Raw genomic sequence first — 18,836 nt, forward strand, 5'->3', positions numbered from 1 at the left:
GGTAACACAATCCGAACACAGATCCTGGTTTGCTATCTGTTAATGAGTGCCATCACGGCGGCTCTCGGATTCTACGCCATGCAAAGCATTAAGCACGCTGGCGGTCTTGTTGCCAAAACATTCGACGAATCTCTCATGTCGATCAACTACGCACGGGCAGCGGCCGCAGACTTCTCTAAAATGCGCGCAGTCGCCTCCCGGCGACTGGGGACTCTCGACCTTCAGGCGCGCACCGAGCTTGATAAAAAAATTACCAGACTTGAAAGTGCCTTTTACGACGATCTGAATATCGCCGCCGAACGGTCTCAGTCTCCCGGCGCGACTGACGCGGTCACAAAGGTGCGCAAAGCCGTCAGTGACTGGGCCACGCTGTATAGCAACGGCGGCAAAGTACCTGATGTGAATAGCCGCGCCATCTATGTCGACCGCCTGGATGGCTACGCGAAGACCGTTGACCAGCAGATTGATCTTTTGATCAACCACACTGCTGGCGACGGCTTTTTGTTCCGCCAACGAGCTCTGTCCGCGATTGATCGTGACTTGCATTTCAATCTCGGCGCTATCGCCATCGCGCTTCTTCTCTCCGGATTCGTCACTTGGTTGTTAAGCCGCCGTATTATTGGGCAGGTTGCCGTTGCCTCCAAAGCCGCACGAAGCATCGCGGCGGGCGAGCTCGATGTTAACATCCCCAGGGGAGGAGCCGACGAACTCGGTACGTTAATCGCCGCGATGAGCGTGATGCGAAATAATATTAAAGATATGGTTGGGCGTGAAGTCGCTCAGCGGAGGTCCGCACAAGCGCGTTTGACCGATGCGCTTGAAAATTCCCGCGAAGGCGTCGTGCTTCTTCATCCTGATGGAAAGATCGCGCTGGCCAACTCCCGCTCAAGCGAATTTCTTGCCAGTGCACCGGAGCTTCTCCGGTTCGACTCGCTGGACACATTCAAGATTGCGTTTCCCTCAACTGGCCCAGCTCTCCTCGCGAACAACGACCTCACAGGCGAAGCTTGTTTACCGGACGGTCGGTGGCTGCGCATCAGCCGTAGCAGGACTCAGGAAGGCGGCGAGATTGTAGTTTTCAGCGACATCACAGCCTTAAAGAGGCAGGAAGAGCAACTCTACGAGACTAACCGAAGACTCGATGCCGCTCTCGACAACATGTCGCAGGGTTTATGTCTGTATGACAATGATGGTTGCCTGCAAGTCGTCAACCGTCGTTTCTGCGAGATTTTCCGCATTCCTTCTGGCCATGTCCGCGCTGGCATGCAGTTCGAATCTGTTCTGAAGCTGAGCATCATGGCAGGAAATCATGCGGGCCAGACCCTCGATGAACTCGTGGAGTCGTCCATATCGCGCTCGGAGATCGGAAGCTATTTTCAGAGTTTAAGCGATGGTCGCATTATTCGTATCGACCGCCGTTCGACCTCCGATGGCGGATGGCTGGAGACTTGCGAAGACGTCACCGAGCAGCAGCGGGCGGAGACTCAGATCGCTTTTATGGCCCGTCACGATGCCCTCACCCACCTCCCGAATCGTCTGCTGCTGGCGGAGCGTATCGAACAAGCGATTGCCCAAGCTGGACGCGGAGCTGGATTCAGCGTTCTATGTTTGGACCTCGACAACTTCAAACAGGTCAACGACACACTCGGACATCCGATCGGCGACGAGCTACTTTGTGCAGTCGCCGACAGGCTGCTCGCCTGTGTCCGCGAGATCGATACCGTCGCTCGTTTGGGCGGCGATGAGTTTGCCATCATCCAAGCAGGCACGCGAGACTCTAACGATGTGGAGCGACTTGCACGACGTATCGTTGAATGCATCGGACAGTCTTATGAATTCAACGGACAACGGATTGTTATCGGCTGTAGTATCGGTATCTCGCTGGCTCCTCACGATGGCTCGAATGGCGAAAAGCTCCTGAAGAATGCGGACTTGGCGTTGTATCGTGCCAAGGCTGAAGGTAGCGGCGTCTGGCGGTTCTTTGAAACTGAGATGGACGAAAGTCTACAGAAGCGCCGCGCTCTAGAACTCGATCTTCGGGACGCGATGACGAATGGCCAGTTTGAGTTGGTCTATCAGCCAATCTACAATCTCAAACTTGAAAAGATTTGCCGGTTCGAAGCTCTGCTGCGGTGGCGTCACCCGCAACTCGGCCTGGTGTCTCCCGAAAAGTTCATCCCTGTGGCCGAGGAGATTGGTCTCATTATTCGGCTCGGCGAATGGGTGATCGATCAGGCTTGCCAACAAGCTGCATCCTGGCCAGACGACATCAAGGTCTCAGTGAATGTCTCTTCCGTCCAATTCCGTAGCCCGCGCCTCGTCGAGGCTTTCTCATCGGCGCTGATGCACTCGCGGCTACCAGCCGGACGACTGGAAATCGAGATCACCGAGTCGGTGCTTCTTACGAATAGCACGGAAACCATGGCGACCCTGCACAAGCTCCGCGCGCTGGGCTTGCGGATCGCAATTGACGATTTCGGAACCGGATATTCCTCTTTGAGCTACCTGCAGAGTTTTCCTTTCGATAAGCTCAAGATCGATCAATCGTTCGTACATGACTTGACCTCGACAGAAGGCTCGAAGCTGATCGTTCGCGCCATCGTGAGCCTTGGAAAAAGCCTCGGCATGCAAATCACAGCCGAAGGCGTGGAGAACATCGCCCAGTTTGATCAGGCTGCCGCTGAAGGCTGCGATGAAGTGCAAGGCTTTTTTCTCAGCAAACCGGTATCGGCACCCCAAGTCTCGTCCGTGATTCGCAAATTTGAGAAGCGGCGTGGGACTTCGCGTTCATCCCGGAAGCTCGGCAAGCTCACAACTGCGAGTGGCTTTTCACGCTGATCGTCCGCCGCGCAGCTTGCAACGAAACGATGCTCCCGAAGATATGGGGCCGGTAGGCCGTCTCGGTACTGCCGGGACGTTAAGCTGACACGAACCGCGGTGGTCTTTCGCTCAACCGGTTCCGTTCTCGCAAATCATGCCCTGAGTCCTGCACCGCCCCGAGCAAAGCGTTTGCGGATACGTGACAGCAATCCGTCGCAGACGTCGCGATAGGCCTGCATGCGTTGCCCACGGCTACCCTCGATAATCGTAGCATCCGGCGTCGGCCAGTATTCGACATCGGCTGCAATCGTCCGCGTCAATTCCAGCGCCTTGTGATGGGCTTCCGGTGACAGCGTGATGATGAGATCGAAATTGAGACCTTCCCAGTCCTCGACTTCTTCGAACGTCATCGGCCGGTGCTTCGAAATATCCTGGCCCAGTTCGGCCATCACCGCGACGGCGAACGGATCGAGTTCACCGGTCCGGACACCGGCGGATCGTACATAGAGCTTTCGCGGAAACATGTGCTGCAAAAGACTCGCCGCCATCGGCGAGCGCACGCTGTTGTGCGCGCAGGCAAACAGCACCGATTGCGGGTTTTCCACGCGCGCCGGCGCGGCCATGCGCTCAGGCCACTTTCGTTTCGCGCGCGCCCTCCGCGCAACCATCACGCAGGTATCGCGACAGCGACAGATGTTCCGCCATTCGGATCATGCGCCACCCTTCCAGTGCAAGACGGAGATCAGCGTGAACAGCCGCCGCGCGGTCTCGAAATCGACGCGGACCTTGCCGCTCAGCCGCTCCTGCAGCGTACGTGAACCTTCGTCGTGAACACCGCGCCGGCCCATGTCGATGGCTTCGATCTTGTCCGACGTCGCGGTGCGGATCGCCTGATAGTAGCTGTCGCAGATCATAAAGTAGTCTTTCACGATCCGACGAAACGGGGTCAGGGACAGCAGGTGCGTCACCACCGGCGCGCCGCCTTCGCGCCTGATATCGAACATCAGGCGGTTGCCGGTGATCGCGATGTGCAGCGTGAACGGGCCACCTTCCGCGCCTTCCGGCGCGAACAGGTTCTTCTCGACGAGATCGTAGATCGCGATCGCCCGCTCGTGTTCGATATCCGGCCCGGAACGCCCAATCGAATCCTCATCGAGCGTGACCGCCACGATACAATTGCGAGAATCATCCTGGGGTGAGTCCTGGCTCATCGACTGCTGGTCCAATTCCAACATTCGCATCCCGTTTTCGGCGCGGTGAGAGGCGAATGTCATCCACTAGTTGAGACGCACTCCGACCGAGCGGGCGTGGGCGTCGAGGCCCTCGGCTTTGCCCAGGGTCATCGCCGCCGGCCCCAGCGCCCTCAGCTGGTCCGGTCCGCATTTCAGGATTGACGTTCGCTTCATGAAATCAAGCACGCCGAGGCCCGATGAGAACCGCGCCGAGCGTGCCGTCGGCAGCACATGGTTGGAGCCGCCGACATAATCGCCAATCGCCTCCGGCGTGTGGGGGCCGAGAAAGATCGCGCCAGCATTTCGGATCCGCGCGGCGAGACTTTCGGGATCGGCTGTCATGATCTCCAGATGCTCCGCGGCAATGGCATCCGCCAGCGTCACCGCTTCATCATCGAGGCTCTTTACCAGAATGATGGCACCGTAATCGGTCCATGAGGCGCGCGCGATATCCACCCTCGGCAGTGTTGCAAGTTGCGTCTCCACGGCGCGCTCGACGTCGGCGGCGAGTCTTTCGCTGTCGGTGATCAGGATCGACTGCGCGTTGGCATCGTGTTCCGCCTGCGCCAGCAAGTCAGCGGCGATCCAGTTCGCATTGCCGGTGTCGTCTGCGATGACAAGCACTTCCGAGGGACCAGCGATCATGTCGATGCCGACCTTGCCGAATACCTGGCGCTTGGCGGCGGCGACATAGGCGTTGCCCGGCCCCACGATTTTAGCTACCGGCGCGATAGTCGCGGTGCCGTAGGCGAGAGCAGCGACCGCCTGCGCGCCGCCGACGCGATAGATTTCGGAGACACCGCCAAGCCGCGCCGCCGCCAGCACCAGCGGATTGATCTTGCCCTCCGGCGAGGGCACGACCATGACAACGCGGGCGACACCGGCGACCCTGGCCGGCACCGCGTTCATCAGCACCGACGACGGATACGCCGCGGAGCCGCCCGGGACGTAAAGTCCGACAGCCTCGATCGCGGTCCAGCGCGAGCCGAGCTCGACGCCGAGCGCGTCGGTGAAATGGTCGTCCTTCGGCAGTTGGCGGCGATGAAAAATCTCGATCCGATCGCGCGCCAGTTTCAGCGCGTCCAGCGTCGCCGTGTCGCAAGCCTCCACGGCGGCGTCGATCTCGGCGGCCGTGAAGCGGAGTCCTGCGGCATCAATGGAAAGCCGGTCGAACCTGCGGGTCGCCTCGATCAGAGCCGCATCGCCCCGTGCCGCCACGTCGTCGATGATCGCACGGGTGGCCGCCTCGATATCGGCCGAGACCTCGCGCTTGGTCGCGAGAAACGCCCTGAAGCGCGAGGCAAAATCGGCGCTGCAGCTATCGATACGAATCGGCATGGGAACGTTTCCGGCAAGATCTATAGCGTTTTCAAGCGAAGTGGGCACCGGCTCGCATGAAGAAAACGCGTCGAATCAAAATCATAGAGCCCCGCTTCCGATACCATCAGAAGCGGAAAGGCTCTCATGGAGCGAACCCGCTCTCGGGTACAGCGCTCAATGGCGCGGCCTCAAATCGCCGTCAACCCTTCGAGACACCTGACGCCTGATTCAGCGTTAAAAACTGACTTGTCTTCATCCTTGATCGAGGATGATCGTGCCTGAAACCGGTTGGCACGAACCCGCTCCGGCGGCGCGAAGTTGGCGGGAACGTTAAAAATCGGGTCACCGTTCGCTGATCCGCTCGATCAAGGCGCCGCACGCGGACAGTTTTTTCTCAAGTTGCTCGAAACCGCGGTCGAGATGGTAGACGCGGTTGACCACGGTCTCCCCTTCAGCGGCAAGTCCCGCTATCACCAGCGACACTGAAGCTCGTAAATCCGTCGCCATGACCGGCGCCCCGCGCAACGTTCCAATACCATCGATGGTGGCGGTTTCGCCGTCCAGATGAATGCGTGCGCCGAATCGTGCCAGCTCCTGCACGTGCATGAAGCGGTTTTCGAAGATTGTCTCGGTGATATGGGACGCCCCCTTGGCACGCGTCATCAACGCCATGAGTTGTGCCTGAAGGTCGGTCGGAAATCCCGGAAACGGCGCGGTGGAGACCGTGACCGGATTGATGCCGACGCCGTTGCGTGCGACCCGAATACCCTCATTGTTCGGCGTGATGACAACGCCCGCATCGGTCAGCACATCGAGCGCCGACTGCAACAGCTCCGGCCGCGCGCCGCGCAGCAGCACCTCGCCGCCGGTCATCGCCACCGCCATCGCATAAGTGCCGGTCTCGATCCGGTCGGGCAGCACGGTGTGCCGTGCGCCGGCCAGCCTGCCGACGCCCTCGATGACGATCCGCGGCGTGCCCGCTCCGGAAATGCGCGCGCCCATTTTATTGAGACAATCCGCGACGTCGGCGATTTCCGGCTCGCAGGCTGCGTTGGTGATGATGGTGGTGCCGTTCGCCAGCGTTGCCGCCATCAACGCAACATGGGTACCGCTTACGGTCACCTTGGGAAATTCCACTTCGGCGCCCGTCAGGCCGCCGGGCGCGCTGGCGATCACATAGCCACCGTCGATCGCAATCCTGGCGCCCAGCTTTTCCAGCGCTATGATCAGGAGATCGACCGGACGGGTGCCGATGGCGCAACCGCCGGGCAGCGACACCCTCGCCTCACGCATCCGCGCCAAGAGTGGCGCGATCACCCAGAAGCTTGCCCGCATCCTCGAGACCAGCTCGTAGGGAGCAGTGGTGTCGATGACGTTGGCCGCCGAAATGTGCAGGGTCTGTCCCTGATATTCGTGATCGCCCGAGCGTTTGCCCGCCGACATGATGTCGACGCCGTGGTTTCCGAGGATACGCTGCAACTGCGCAACGTCCGCGAGCCGCGGCACGTTGTCGAGGATCAGCGTCTCCTCGGTCAGCAGCGCGGCGATCATCAAAGGCAGCGCCGCGTTCTTTGCGCCAGAAATCGGAATGGTGCCGTTGAGCTTGTTGCCACCGACGATGCGAATGCGATCCATACCCATTTCCGTTTCTATGGATGAAGTAAGAGAAATCGCCCCGCGCTCGAAAGCTTCGCAAATCAGGGCGTTGAGAGGAGCTTACAACCTGTCGGCCGGATGATTTCCAGGTGATTTATAGCGTTTTCGAGCAAAGTAGATACCGGTTCGCGTGAAGAAAACGCGTCAAACAACAAATCTAGAGCTTCGTTTCTGATCAGTCAGAAGCAAAAAAATAGACTAGCTAGAACGTCGCGCGGCAAGCGCCATCTCTTCGCGCCTGTCGCGCACCGAAGAGAGCGAGTGGCTTCGGCATCATTCGTCCCGACACTCCGGTTCAGTATCTTCCGCGGAAGCGGCTTGATCGGCTCGTCCGCGGGATTGCGATTTACGCCGTTTGAGGTTTTCGCGCAGCGCCGCCCTCAGCCGCATCCGACGTTTTCCGTTCTCCCTGTCGCGGTCGGTGTCGCGGTTGTCGATCATGTGTTCCGCTCGGGAGTCCGGATGCGCCCGATCCTCGATCTGGGAGAAGCAGGCGAATTCAACATACATGCCAGCGGGGCTGCCGCAACCAAGCCTTCCACGGGCGCGGTTCGTCCGCCTCGATAGCGATCGCCCTGGCCCGCCCGATTCGCAGCAACGCAGCCGCCTCGGCTTGCGCGCCCTACAGCCTTGTGGCAAGGATCGGCCCGCCTTGTCGGCCATAGGCTGATTCCGCGTTGGGGCTTGCTGCCGTAGCTCAGTGGTAGAGCACTCCATTGGTAATGGAGAGGTCGACAGTTCAATCCTGTCTGGCAGCACCACTCACTTCCTTGCAAAAACCCTTTGTTTTTCGGTACTTAAAGCGCCTTTCGATGGCACGCGCTATTCTCGAAGATTTCGAACAAACCGACCATTTCAGCCGGAACAAACGGTGAAGACGTGTGTCGGCTGACACAAAACTGGCACAACGGTTCGCAATTTGTCCTCAGCTTGCGCAGTGCCCGCCGCTGAACTCCTGTCCTGCCGTCCCGCTGTCCCTATCCTTAGCTGCGGGACACTGGGACAGGTGGGACTCTTTCATTATCGAACAGGATCACCCGACGCACTTCGGATGAGGGTGACGATGGTCAAGCCGTACGAGCCGGTCGGCCGACCGCCCCAAGAAGTGACGGTCGGACACGGCCACCGCGACGCTGGCCTCGATTTCAGATTGTTGCTCGTGATCACGCATGCGTGATCGGACCTTTGAAGGAAATCCCTTGATGCTGCTACAGTACTTCAATAGATACTGCTGCAGTAGTGTTACGGTATTGGCTGAAACGCGCTACCTGAAGCTTAATCTTTTGATTAATTGGAGCTTTTCTATGAATTCTGCTTCCGCCGCCCAGCAGACGACAACCGCGATCACCATAATCGAGGCGCTCCGGACCGACTTCAAACGCTTCTCGGCGGCCTTCCTTGCCGACCTTGACCGCGCGGCCGACGCGCTTGCCCCCAAAGGCGCCAATGCCACGACGGACGAGGGCTACGGCGATCCCGCCGATCCCCGTAACAAGGACGGCTCTAAGCTCAGCTCGCGCGGCATCGAGGTTGCCTATCGCATGTTCGAGGCCGGCAAGAACCGGTACCAGGTCTCCAAGGAAATGCAGATCACGTTTGGCGGTGCCACATACCGCCAAACGGCATGGGTCAAAGAGGGCGGGGTAAACCGCAGGCGCATCGCGCTTGAGGCGTAATCGATCGCATGCGGCTGGCCGACAAGATCCCCTCTCTCTAGGAGCTACCATGAAATACGACCTGACGAAAAAGACCCTCTCAGAGCTTGAGACAATGATGGACAACGCCCGCAAATCCACGAAGCCGGAGGCAGGCGAACTCTATCGGGCGGCGGCCAAGGAAATTTTCCGCCGCCGCGGCAGCGACCACACCGACCCGGTCGTCGCGGCCTGTTGGGGCGCTCTCGCCCTACTTGACCGTTGCCGCTACGAGAAGACCGGCAAGCGCCTGAAGGCGCAGTACAGCCTGCGATCGATTCAGCGCAATGGCGAGATTGCCTTCATGACCGACTGCGCGCGTGGCAAGACCCAAGGTACCGGCTTCGTTCTTCTCGTGGAGGCCGGTCTCGGTGAATGCACAGTCGACTACGCCGTCGTCACCCATTCTGACCGCTTCCCCCAAGAAGCCGTACTCTCGGCGCAGCAACGTCTCACCGCGCACGGCGTGGTTCTCCCCTAGCTCCTCGAACGCCAAGCAACGAAAGGAGGGTGGCGCTTTTGAAGTGCCGCCCCGACAGTTACCTCCCGAGCAGTGGCGGGTTCTGGACAAAGCGCACAGTTCCCGGAACTTGGCTGAGTATGAAGGCTGGGCCGACGTCGACGAGCAATTATTGACCGAGCTTCTCAAAATCACCGAGATCGTTCGCACCAAGCTCGCAGCACTTGGACCCATCCCAAAACAAGAGAAGCAGTAACTAACAATGAACAAGGGTCACTTTGAACTCATAGGCGAATTTGAAGCCGGGCTCTGGAAAATCGCCGACAATCTGCGAGCGAACTCCAATCTGGCGTCAAACGAGTATTTCATGCCCATCATGGGCCTAATCTTCCTACGCCATGCGACAAACCGCTTCTATCAGGCGAAGGCCTCCATCGACGCCGACAAGGCCTCTGGCAAGATGCCGGACCGGCCGCTAGTCGACGCCGACTTCACTCGCCGTCGTGCCCTGAACCTGCCCGAAAGCGCACTGTTCGACGCGATCTTGAAGACGCCGAAGGACGGGAATCTCGGCGCTGCTTTGAATGCCGCCATGGAGGCGATCGAAGCCGCTTTCCCGCCGCTCGCCGGCCAACTACCAAAGGATTACGCGCGCTTTGAGGGCGGTGTGCTGGAAGACATGATGCGCATGTTCGACTCGGAAGGCTTGCGTAAGGCGTCCGGCGATGTGTTTGGCCGCATCTACGAATACTTTCTTGCCGAGTTCTCCAAGCAGGGCGCGCATGACAACGGAGAGTTTTTCACCCCGCCCTCGATCGTGCAGACCATCGTCAACGTCATCGAGCCGGATCACGGGACCATCCTCGATCCAGCCTGCGGCTCGGGTGGCATGTTCGTGCAATCGAGCCACTTCATCGAGGACGAAGGCTTGGACACGATGAAGCGCGTCACCTTCTATGGCCACGAAAAAAACGAAACGACTGCGCGGCTCGCCCAGATCAACCTCGCGGTCCACGGCCTAGAGGGCGCAATCCGGGCCGGCAATGAAGCCATCACCTACTACAAGGATCCGCACGAACTCACGGGGAAATGCGATTTCGTGATGGCCAATCCACCGTTCAACGTCGACGAAGTGGACGCAGACAAGATCAAGAGCGACAAGCGCCTGCCGTTCGGCTTGCCCGGCGTCAACAAGGCGAAGAAAGTATCCAACGCGAATTATGTCTGGCTTTCCTATTTCTACAGTTACCTAAACGAAGCCGGCCGCGCGGGCGTCGTGATGTCCTCGCAGGCATCGAGTGCTGGAGGCGGCGAGGCAATCGTACGGCAGAAGATGGTCGAGACCGGCGCGGTTGACGCAATGATCGATATCCGCGGTAACTTCTTCTATACGCGCACGGTACCCTGCCAGCTCTGGTTTTTTGATCGCGCGAAGGAGAAGGAAGAAGCCAGGGCCGACCATGTACTGATGCTCGATGCGCGCAATATCTTCCGCAAGGTGTCGCGCTCAGTCTGCGACTTCAGTCCGGAGCACCAGAAGAACATTGCCGCCATCATCTGGCTCTATCGCGGTCAGCAGGGCCGCTTCCTCAAGCTGGTTGAATCCTATTTGACGCAGGCGATTAAGGGCGGCCAAGCGGCAACTGAGCCGCTCGTCAACTTCGAGGAGGCAATCGGCAAGCTCGTCACTCTGATTGCCTCATTCGCCAAGCTCAAGCGTGAGAACGATCCGCTGGCGGAGCAGTGGGCCGAACTAACCGGCACCTGCAGAACTTTGACGGAGGATATCGGGACCTTCGGCAAAGAGTCGGCAGCGCAAGCGGCCGCTTGGCCGGTCGCTGACCGCGACAAAACTGGTCTCAATGCGGCGCGCCTTGCCCTACATCCGCTGGCGGACCGATGCCGCGATCTGACCAAGCAGATCGACCTCGCGGCGAAGCTCGCGGGCCGCGTGATCGACATCGCCGTGAAGGAACTCGATGCGCGAGATTCAGAGGCATGGGACAATGCCGACGTGACCAAAGCACGAAAGGCGCTGGAGGCGGCGCGCTCCAGTGTGGTCGAGGCGCTGCGGCTGGCACGTTACTTCGTGCGACAGGCCGATTGGCTTCAGGAGCGCTTTCCCGAAGCGGAGCTGCGCGACGTGGAAGGTCTGGTAAAGCTGGTCGATCGGGCGACGATCGAAGCGCATGACTGGAGTTTGACGCCTGGCCGCTATGTCGGGGTGGCACCGGAGGAGGAAGATGAAGATTTTGATTTTGAGGAGGCGATACGCGCAATCCACATTGACCTCAAGGGTCTGAACGAGGACGCGGTGGAACTAGCAACGCGAATTGCCAAGAACTTTGAGGAGTTGGGGGCGTGACAGCCTATTACCTCGGCTCAAAACGGTGGACGCCTGCCGTTCTTCGAGATCTTGTTTTCCTTCAACGTGGCTTTGATATCACCAAGGCTGAACAGAAGGATGGTGATGTTCCAGTAATCTCCTCGTCTGGTCCCAGCAGTTGGCATAATCAAGCGATGGTCGAGGGTCCCGGTGTTATAATTGGTAGAAAGGGATCACTAGGAACTGTTCACTATTTTGAGGGCGATTACTGGCCTCATGACACGACGCTATGGAGCAAGTCGCTCAACGGTAATAATCCTCGTTTCGTCTTCTACGCGCTGAAGTGCCTGGGCCTTGAGCGATTCAATGTCGGCGGAGCGAACCCAACCCTAAACAGAAACCATATTCACGGGCTTCCGATATATCTTGCCGACAGACCAACACAGAACAGCATCGTTTCAATTCTGTCAGCTTACGACGATTTGATCGAAAATAACCGACGGCGGATTGCGCTGCTGGAGGAAACAGCGCGCATGCTCTACCGCGAATGGTTCGTTCGTTTCCGCTTCCCCGGCCACGAGCACGTCAGGATCATCGACGGTATTCCTGAAGGGTGGGAGCGGCGGACGTTCGATAGTGTCTGCGAGGCGGCGGGTGGTGGCACGCCATCAACTGCTAAGCCTGAGTTCTGGGATGATGGCGATATCCCCTGGTACACGCCGACCGACATCACGCGGAACTCGTGTCTGGCCCTGCTTGATAGCAACACGAAGATAACCGAGGCCGGATTGCGCGGATCGTCTGCGAAGATGCTTCCTTCCGGCACTGTCCTGATGACGAGCCGAGCGTCAGTCGGATTCTTCGGCATCATCGATGCGCCATCTTGCACAAATCAAGGCTTCATCAGTATTCTGCCGAAAGAGCCACACTCAAGGATGTATCTTTTGCACAATTTGATGGACCGCGTCGAAGAAATTCGATCCCACGCTGGCGGTGCCACTTACAAGGAAATCAGCAAAGGCAAGTTCAAGGCCCTTCCCGTCGTGGTGCCCGACATGGCCCTATCGCGAGAGTTTGACGAGCATGCTTCGGACCTTCATGAGCAGGTGCGAGCGCTTCACAGCATGAACCAAAAACTTGCTCAAGCCCGCGACCTCCTCCTTCCGCGGCTTATGAACGGCGAGATCGTCGTATGACTCCCGAGGGTTGCTGACCATGGCGCACACTCCCATCAACAGCGAGGACCGGCTGGTGCAGGCGACATTCGCCGGGCACCTAAAGGACAAGCTCGGCTGGGATAGTGTCTATGCCTTCAACGACGAAACTTTTGGGCCGGACGGCACGCTGGGACGGAAGGACACCACTGAAGCGGTGATGACCCGCGACCTCCGAGCCGCATTGGAGCGTCTCAATCCCGATCTGCCACCGCCGGCCATCGATGACGCCATGCGGGCGTTGACCGTTCACGATTTCAGCCGCTCGATGGTGCAGCACAACCGCGACTTCCATCGCCTAATCCGCGACGGCGTGCCGGTTTCCTACCGTCAAGCCGCGGGCCACCTCCGCAACGCTCGCGCTCGGGTGATCGACTTCAACAACAAGCCCGGCTCGAACCGGTTCCTCGCCGTGCGCGAACTCAAGCTCACCGGGCTGCGGACGCCGAACTACAACCGCCGCGCCGATCTCGTCTGCTTCGTCAACGGCCTGCCGCTGGTCTTCATCGAGCTGAAGGCCGTCTACAAGAACATCCGCACAGGATTCGACGGCAATCTCTCCGACTACATGGACGACAACGTTATCGCGCATGCTTTCCATCACAACACGTTCCTAATCGTCTCGAATGGTGATCGCGCCCGCTACGGATCGATCACCAGTGAATGGGAGCACTTCTACGAGTGGAAGCGCCTCGACGAGGCCGACAAGGGCAAGGTCGATGCCGAAGTGCTGCTTGATGGCATGCTGACGCATGACCGGCTGCTCGACATCATCGAGAACTATGTCCTGTTCGATGAGAGCAAGCCGGGCGCGACGCGCAAGGTGGTGGCACGCAATCACCAGGTTCTCGGCGTCAACCTTGCGGTGTCATCAGTCGAGCGGCAGGAGGCATTGAAGCGCGAGTTCCCGCTTGAGAAGCGGCTGCGGCATCGCGTCATCGAACTGCCACTGGAGAAGCGACCGACCAAGGATATGCGGCGCCTGCCGGTGCCGGTCGGGATGGAGGAAGCCCCTCAGTCGCCCTTCATTCCCGAAGGGCCGGTGAGCATCATCGAGCGCGCGCATCCCGATCTCGGACGTCTCGGCGTGTTCTGGCACACGCAGGGCAGCGGAAAGTCCTATTCAATGGCCTTCTTCGCCGAGAAGGTGCGGCGGAAAGTGGAAGGCAATTTTACCTTCCTGCTGATGACCGATAGGCACGACCTCGATGACCAGATCTACAAGACCTTCGCCGGTAGCGGCATCACCGGCAAGGAGACACCGCGAGCCGCAACGGGAGACGATCTCGAACGCCTCTTGAAGGAAAACCATCCGTACATTTTCAGCCTGATTCACAAATTCAACAGGGACGTTGATCCCAAACACCCCTACAGCGAGCGCGACGACATCATCGTGATTTCTGACGAGGCGCACCGCACGCAATCAGGGCGTCTGGCGCGCAACATGCGGCTCGCGTTGCCGAATGCCGCCTTCATCGGCTTTACAGGAACGCCGCTATTCAAGCAGGATGAGATCACCAAGCGCATCTTCGGTGATTATGTCTCTCGCTATGATTTCAAGCGCTCGGAGGAGGACGGCGCAACCGTCAAACTCGTTTACGAGAACCGGGGCGAGAAGCTCGGCGTCGCGCGGCTCGATCTCAACAGCCGCATCGCCGAGAAGATCGAGGAGGCCGAACTCGATGCCGACCAGGCGGCATTGCTCGATAAGCTGCTCGGCAAGGACTACGAGATCATCACTGCCGACGAGCGCCTCGATAAGATCGCGGCGGATTTTGTCGAACACTGCGCGACCCGATGGGAGTCAGGAAAATCGTTGCTGGTCTGCATCGACAAGATCACCTGCGCCCGCATGCATCAGCGCATCATCCCGCTCTGGGAGGCGAAGGCGGCACAGGCGCGGCTTGCCGGCGACGCAAAGCAGGCGGCAGCGGCAGCAGCTACCGACGAAGCGGCGCGCGCCGTGTTACTCGAGGAAGCGGCGAAACTGAAGCGCCAGGCGGACTGGATCAACGAGACCATCATCGAGATCATTATCAGCGAGGCGCAGAACGAGGTCGCCGACTTCAAGAAATGGGACTTCGATATCATTCCGCATCGTGCCTTGATGAAAAAGGGTTTCGAGACCAACGATGGCAGGCGTGTCGATGTCGAAACGGCCTTCAAGACACCGGAACATCCGTTCCGTGTAGCGATCGTGTGCGCCATGTGGCTGACGGGCTTCGACGTGGAGTCCCTGTCGACTCTCTACATCGACAAGCCGATGAAAGCCCACACCCTGATGCAGGCGATTGCACGGGCGAACCGCGTCTATCCAGGCAAGGATTTCGGCCTGATCGTAGATTACAACGGGATGCTGGCAAGCCTGCGCGCCGCATTGGCGCAGTACGCGCTCGGCGAGGACGGCGCTGGCGGTGAGGACATCCTCGCACCGATCGAAGAACGGGTGCAGGCGCTCATCGAGGCCATCGAGGCGACCGAGGCGCATCTTCGGAGCCTCGGCTTCGAACCCGTCTCACTCATCGGGGCCAGCGGGTTCGCGCGAATCCGAGGGTTTGCCGATGCAGTGAATGCCGTCTATTCAAACGACGACGCCAAGCGGCGGTTCGAAATACTGGCGCGGCAAGTGTTCATCCGCTTTAAGGCGCTGCTCATGGAGCCGACGGCATTCGCCTACGCCGAGCGGCACGACAACATCGAGGCGATTTACAAGAAGCTGACCGAACGCCGCGACACCGCGGATGTGACCGATCTGCTCAAGGAACTGCACCGGATCATAAACGAGGCGATCCGGACACAGGCGCCAGGAGAGGACCAGGCCGAAGGGCTGACGTTCGACCTCAGCCAGATCAATCTGGAAAAGCTGCGTGAGGAATTTGCAAAGAAGGTCAGTCGCAAGGCGACAGCGATTCAGGACATCCGGGACATCGTCGAACAGAAGCTCGCCGAGATGCTGGCTCGCAACCCGACGCGGATGGATTACCAGCGCAAATACGAGGATATCGTCGCCGATTACAACCGTGAGAAGGATCGCACGACAATCGAGGAGACCTTCCGCCGGCTCGTCGAACTGGTGAACAGTCTCGACGAGGAACAAATGCGTGCAACGAGGGAGGGGCTGCGCGAGGATGAGTTGGCCTTGTTCGACCTGCTTCAGAAGGAGGGTCTCGAGAAGACGTCCCGCGAGCGAGTGAAGCAGGCCAGCCGCGAGTTGCTTGCCTCGATCAAAACCCGGCTGGCGGAACTCGACCGCTTCTGGGAAAAGGAGCAGACTAAGGCGGATGTCGAGGTCTTCATCCTCGATCAGATCTACGCCAGCCTGCCAACGCCGCCTTTCACGGCCGAGGAGAAGAAGCTGGTAGCCAACAACGTCTATTCGTACGTTTGGCAGCAGGCAGCCCGCGGCACTTTTGGCGCCCTCTGACCGTCCTTGGTTTTGGTCCGGGTCGTCCCAGCGAAAATGCCCTTTTGTAAATTCGAGCAAAGCACGGCCTGCTCGAACCGGGCGCCTGTCGCAGAAAAAAATGAGGTGCCTCCGGAGGGAGGGGATTTGGTACCCGTCGGTTGCTAAATGGTAGCTAGGCAGCTTCCCGGCCGAACAGGCATGTCAAGAAAGGCCTTAAAATACAACGACTCGAACCCCCGACTAGCGAACTCAACAGAAAGAGAACCGCTCCGCCGCGCTACAGGAATTGCCTATATTTTCAATGGAATGCGTCGGCGCTGTGCCGGTGAAACTCACAGCCAAACCCGTGGACAATTTACGCTCTATCGTTCGGCCACTTGTCCCATATCGACGCCTGCGGATAGCATGGCGACGGCGCCGGCGGTGCCGCGAAGTTGGGAGGGACTCATGCGTAACTGTTATTTGCTCAGGCTGAGTCCACTGCGACGTGTTTCGGCGTGTTTGTACGCGCAGCAAGGTGACGGGATTGCCGGTTTACTTTCTAGGCGAAGATGAAAGTGACCCCTCCCGCGCCAAGCAGATCAATAGCTTAGCGCGCCGATCGGCGTCCGGACCCCGCGCCGATTAACAGGCTGGCGTCTCGCGCCCAGAGAGGGATCGGATAGTGGCCGCGGGCGAGAGTCATCCCTACATCTTCTTGTGTCCGATGATCATCAACGGTCACGGTCGCGTGAGGGTCCGACTATGTCGCCCATGCGCGCCAGATCGCACCATCGTCGGAGGAAATGATGCCCAATGCCACGCGTAACGCGTCGACAATCCTTCGTGCGTTCGGCGAGGCCCAAGCCGAACTGGTCGGCAAGACCGTGGTGCTCACCGATGGCAAGGCCGGGACGGTTGAGCACGTCTGGCTCGACGACATTCACGGCTTGCGCATTTCGGTCCGGGGGCACGAAGGCAAATGGCCGGTTTCAACCATCAAGTTTGTCGAAAAAGATGCGCCTTAACCTGGCACCGCGGCACAGCCGAGATGTGATCGTCCGACGGAGCGGCGGCGCGGCGAGCCAAAGGCATTGGATCACCGTGACGGCAAAGGTGCGCTGCGGGATTCAAACAATATGCAGACAGTCTGACGTTAGGTGGGCGGCGTAACTTTTTGCTCGGAAGAGGATGATAGGTCGCCGTTGCGCAGCTTTCACTGACGGGCGAAAGGCGCGAACTCTTTAGTTTGTGAAGGCCTCGGAGAGTGACCCCTCCCGCGCCAAGCAGACCAATAGTTTAGCGTGCCGATCGGCGTCCAGACCCCGCGCCGATTAACACGGTATCCGCACAAAGCGGTCCGTCATTCTAGCTTGAGCCGTTTTTACTGGCTGCTCCATCTTCAATCATGAGGATGTCGAGGCTTTCGATCTCCTGCATGGCACGGCCGGCGATGCCCTGGAGGTCGCCGTAGAGGCCGGCGGTGGAGTCGAGAACGCCCTTGAGCTGTTCCTCGCGCTTGGCCCACATCCTCATCATGGTCTTGCGCTCGCGGTCGAGGTCGGCCTGCATATCGGTGAACTTCTCGACGATGGCGTCGATGCGGTGACGGAAGCGGGGTCCGGTCAAATATTGATAGACCAGCTCCATCTTGGTCTGCTGGCCGATCGCGGCCTGGCGGCTGCCGGTGAGATTGATCAGCGATTCTCGCAGTGCAATGGCCAGCGGAATGGCGAAGCGTGGCTCGGAGACCCAGACGTTATCAACGAGGTCGAACGTCTCGACGCCTTTGGGCAGGGTAGCCGAGATGATCAGCGCGATCTCGGCTTTGGCGGCGCGCTGGTCGTCGCGCAGCTTGGCGAGCCAGCCGTCGCTCCAATTTTTGGTTCGCTTGGATTCCCAGAGGATGGCGCCGCAGCTCTGTCCTGCGGGACCGAGCACGCGATGAAGGACGTCACCGCCGAATTCGCCCTTCGGTACCGGCTCTATCAGGTCGCGTGGGAAGCGTCCGCGCAGAAGCGATTCCAGTTCTAGTTCGAGCGCCTCGCCCTGCAGCTGCTGTGAGCCCTGACTTGCCTTGCGCTGCAATTCCTCGATCTGGCGCTGCATTCCCGCGATCTGGGCTTCCTTCTCGGACACTTTCGATTTAAGCGATTCTTCCGCCTCGAGCTTTGCCTTGTCGCGGATGGCCGTGAGGTTCTCCTGCACCTTCTTCTCGACCGTCAGCTGGACTTCTCGCTTGGCGTCGTCGAGTTCGCGGGACTTGCGCATGATCTCGGCCTGGGCCGCCTGGGCCTCAGCCAGCTTGGCGTTGTTGGCGGTCAGGTTCTGTTGTAACTCGGCGAGTTGCCGGTCGCGTTGTTCGAGATCATTGGCCAGCGCGGTGCGGGCTTTCTTCGCCTCGGTTTCGGCGATGGACGCACGCTCGACCTTCAGTCGAGCTGCGACCTGTTCATCAATCGCCTCGCGTGCCCTGGCGAGATCGTCCTGCGTCTTTTTGAGTGCCGCTTCGCGCCTGCCGAAGTCAGCTTCCTTCGCCGCAAGCTGCTGCTCGAACTGCCGTCTCGTCTCAGCGACAAGTGGCGCTGCGAGGGATTCGGTCAGTTTGATTTCGGTATGGCAGTTCGGACAGACGATCTGGGGTTCGGTCACGGTGTTGGTCCTGTGCATGTCGGTGCCGAGTGTACCGGGATTCGCGAGATTGCCTAAGACGGGGGTGTCGACTGGAA

At 59.3% G+C, this 18,836-nt stretch carries 13 protein-coding genes and 1 tRNA gene; 9 read left to right on the plus strand and 5 right to left on the minus strand.

Annotation, left to right across the window (positions count from 1 at the left end):
• Positions 1–42 precede the first annotated feature (42 nt).
• Positions 43–2,838: an EAL domain-containing protein gene (locus ACZ5IL_RS00320; RefSeq protein WP_464594490.1), complete on the plus strand. Its 2,796-nt coding sequence runs from the start codon at positions 43–45 to the stop codon at positions 2,836–2,838.
• A gap of 134 nt (positions 2,839–2,972) precedes the next feature.
• Here ACZ5IL_RS00320 and ACZ5IL_RS00325 read toward each other — a convergent pair whose 3' ends face one another.
• From ACZ5IL_RS00325 to murA, 4 genes are all read right to left on the minus strand, one after another.
• Positions 2,973–3,443, minus strand: coding sequence for an arsenate-mycothiol transferase ArsC (locus ACZ5IL_RS00325; RefSeq protein ID WP_464596964.1), 471 nt, complete (start codon positions 3,441–3,443; stop codon positions 2,973–2,975).
• An 87-nt stretch (positions 3,444–3,530) separates the two neighbouring features.
• Positions 3,531–4,031, minus strand: a complete 501-nt coding sequence (locus ACZ5IL_RS00330; protein WP_464594491.1) for a UPF0262 family protein — start codon at positions 4,029–4,031, stop codon at positions 3,531–3,533.
• A 66-nt stretch (positions 4,032–4,097) separates the two neighbouring features.
• Positions 4,098–5,390 carry a histidinol dehydrogenase gene (gene hisD, locus ACZ5IL_RS00335; protein WP_464594492.1) on the minus strand — a complete coding sequence of 431 codons (1,293 nt, stop codon included), beginning with the start codon at positions 5,388–5,390 and terminating at the stop codon, positions 4,098–4,100.
• 324 nt (positions 5,391–5,714) lie between these two features.
• Entirely contained in the window at positions 5,715–7,007 is a 1,293-nt protein-coding gene (murA, locus tag ACZ5IL_RS00340; RefSeq protein ID WP_464594493.1) for a UDP-N-acetylglucosamine 1-carboxyvinyltransferase, read from the minus strand.
• Between the two features lie 282 nt (positions 7,008–7,289).
• Between murA and ACZ5IL_RS00345 the strand changes: the two genes are divergently transcribed.
• The 8 genes from ACZ5IL_RS00345 to ACZ5IL_RS00380 all read left to right on the plus strand — a co-directional run bounded on the left by ACZ5IL_RS00345 (position 7,290) and on the right by ACZ5IL_RS00380 (position 17,135).
• A complete protein-coding gene (locus ACZ5IL_RS00345; protein WP_464594494.1) occupies positions 7,290–7,595 on the plus strand; it encodes a hypothetical protein in 306 nt (101 codons plus the stop codon).
• Positions 7,596–7,714: 119 nt separating this feature from the next.
• Positions 7,715–7,789 (plus strand) — tRNA-Thr (locus tag ACZ5IL_RS00350).
• 543 nt (positions 7,790–8,332) lie between these two features.
• The gene (locus ACZ5IL_RS00355; protein ID WP_464594495.1) at positions 8,333–8,704 is read left to right on the plus strand and encodes a hypothetical protein; all 372 of its coding nucleotides are present in this window, start codon (positions 8,333–8,335) and stop codon (positions 8,702–8,704) included.
• A gap of 49 nt (positions 8,705–8,753) precedes the next feature.
• The gene (locus ACZ5IL_RS00360) at positions 8,754–9,203 is read left to right on the plus strand and encodes a hypothetical protein (RefSeq protein WP_464594496.1); all 450 of its coding nucleotides are present in this window, start codon (positions 8,754–8,756) and stop codon (positions 9,201–9,203) included.
• Between the two features lie 241 nt (positions 9,204–9,444).
• Positions 9,445–11,547: a type I restriction-modification system subunit M gene (locus tag ACZ5IL_RS00365; RefSeq protein ID WP_464594497.1), complete on the plus strand. Its 2,103-nt coding sequence runs from the start codon at positions 9,445–9,447 to the stop codon at positions 11,545–11,547.
• Positions 11,544–12,704: a restriction endonuclease subunit S gene (locus tag ACZ5IL_RS00370; protein ID WP_464594498.1), complete on the plus strand. Its 1,161-nt coding sequence runs from the start codon at positions 11,544–11,546 to the stop codon at positions 12,702–12,704. Before ACZ5IL_RS00365 ends, ACZ5IL_RS00370 begins: the two co-directional genes overlap by 4 nt.
• Before the next feature lie 19 nt (positions 12,705–12,723).
• Positions 12,724–16,146, plus strand: coding sequence for a type I restriction endonuclease subunit R (locus tag ACZ5IL_RS00375; protein ID WP_464594499.1), 3,423 nt, complete (start codon positions 12,724–12,726; stop codon positions 16,144–16,146).
• A gap of 770 nt (positions 16,147–16,916) precedes the next feature.
• A complete protein-coding gene (locus ACZ5IL_RS00380) occupies positions 16,917–17,135 on the plus strand; it encodes a PRC-barrel domain-containing protein (protein WP_464594500.1) in 219 nt (72 codons plus the stop codon).
• Between the two features lie 340 nt (positions 17,136–17,475).
• Here the strand turns inward: ACZ5IL_RS00380 and ACZ5IL_RS00385 are convergent, their stop codons facing one another.
• Positions 17,476–18,759 (minus strand): DUF2130 domain-containing protein, encoded by a 1,284-nt coding sequence (locus ACZ5IL_RS00385; RefSeq protein ID WP_464596965.1) that lies wholly within the window; start codon positions 18,757–18,759, stop codon positions 17,476–17,478.
• Between the last annotated feature and the right edge of the window lie 77 nt (positions 18,760–18,836).

This window comes from Nitrobacter sp. CN101, assembly GCF_055390255.1.

Bases quoted from the DNA above. Each gene is read 5' to 3' on its own strand.
- ACZ5IL_RS00320 (WP_464594490.1), top strand. From the start codon at position 43: ATGAGTGCCATCACGGCGGCTCTCGGATTCTACGCCATGCAAAGCATT.
- ACZ5IL_RS00325 (WP_464596964.1), bottom strand. From the start codon at position 3,443: ATGGCCGCGCCGGCGCGCGTGGAAAACCCGCAATCGGTGCTGTTTGCC.
- ACZ5IL_RS00330 (WP_464594491.1), bottom strand. From the start codon at position 4,031: ATGAGCCAGGACTCACCCCAGGATGATTCTCGCAATTGTATCGTGGCG.
- hisD (WP_464594492.1), bottom strand. From the start codon at position 5,390: ATGCCGATTCGTATCGATAGCTGCAGCGCCGATTTTGCCTCGCGCTTC.
- murA (WP_464594493.1), bottom strand. From the start codon at position 7,007: ATGGATCGCATTCGCATCGTCGGTGGCAACAAGCTCAACGGCACCATT.
- ACZ5IL_RS00355 (WP_464594495.1), top strand. From the start codon at position 8,333: ATGAATTCTGCTTCCGCCGCCCAGCAGACGACAACCGCGATCACCATA.
- ACZ5IL_RS00360 (WP_464594496.1), top strand. From the start codon at position 8,754: ATGAAATACGACCTGACGAAAAAGACCCTCTCAGAGCTTGAGACAATG.
- ACZ5IL_RS00365 (WP_464594497.1), top strand. From the start codon at position 9,445: ATGAACAAGGGTCACTTTGAACTCATAGGCGAATTTGAAGCCGGGCTC.
- ACZ5IL_RS00375 (WP_464594499.1), top strand. From the start codon at position 12,724: ATGGCGCACACTCCCATCAACAGCGAGGACCGGCTGGTGCAGGCGACA.
- ACZ5IL_RS00380 (WP_464594500.1), top strand. From the start codon at position 16,917: ATGCCCAATGCCACGCGTAACGCGTCGACAATCCTTCGTGCGTTCGGC.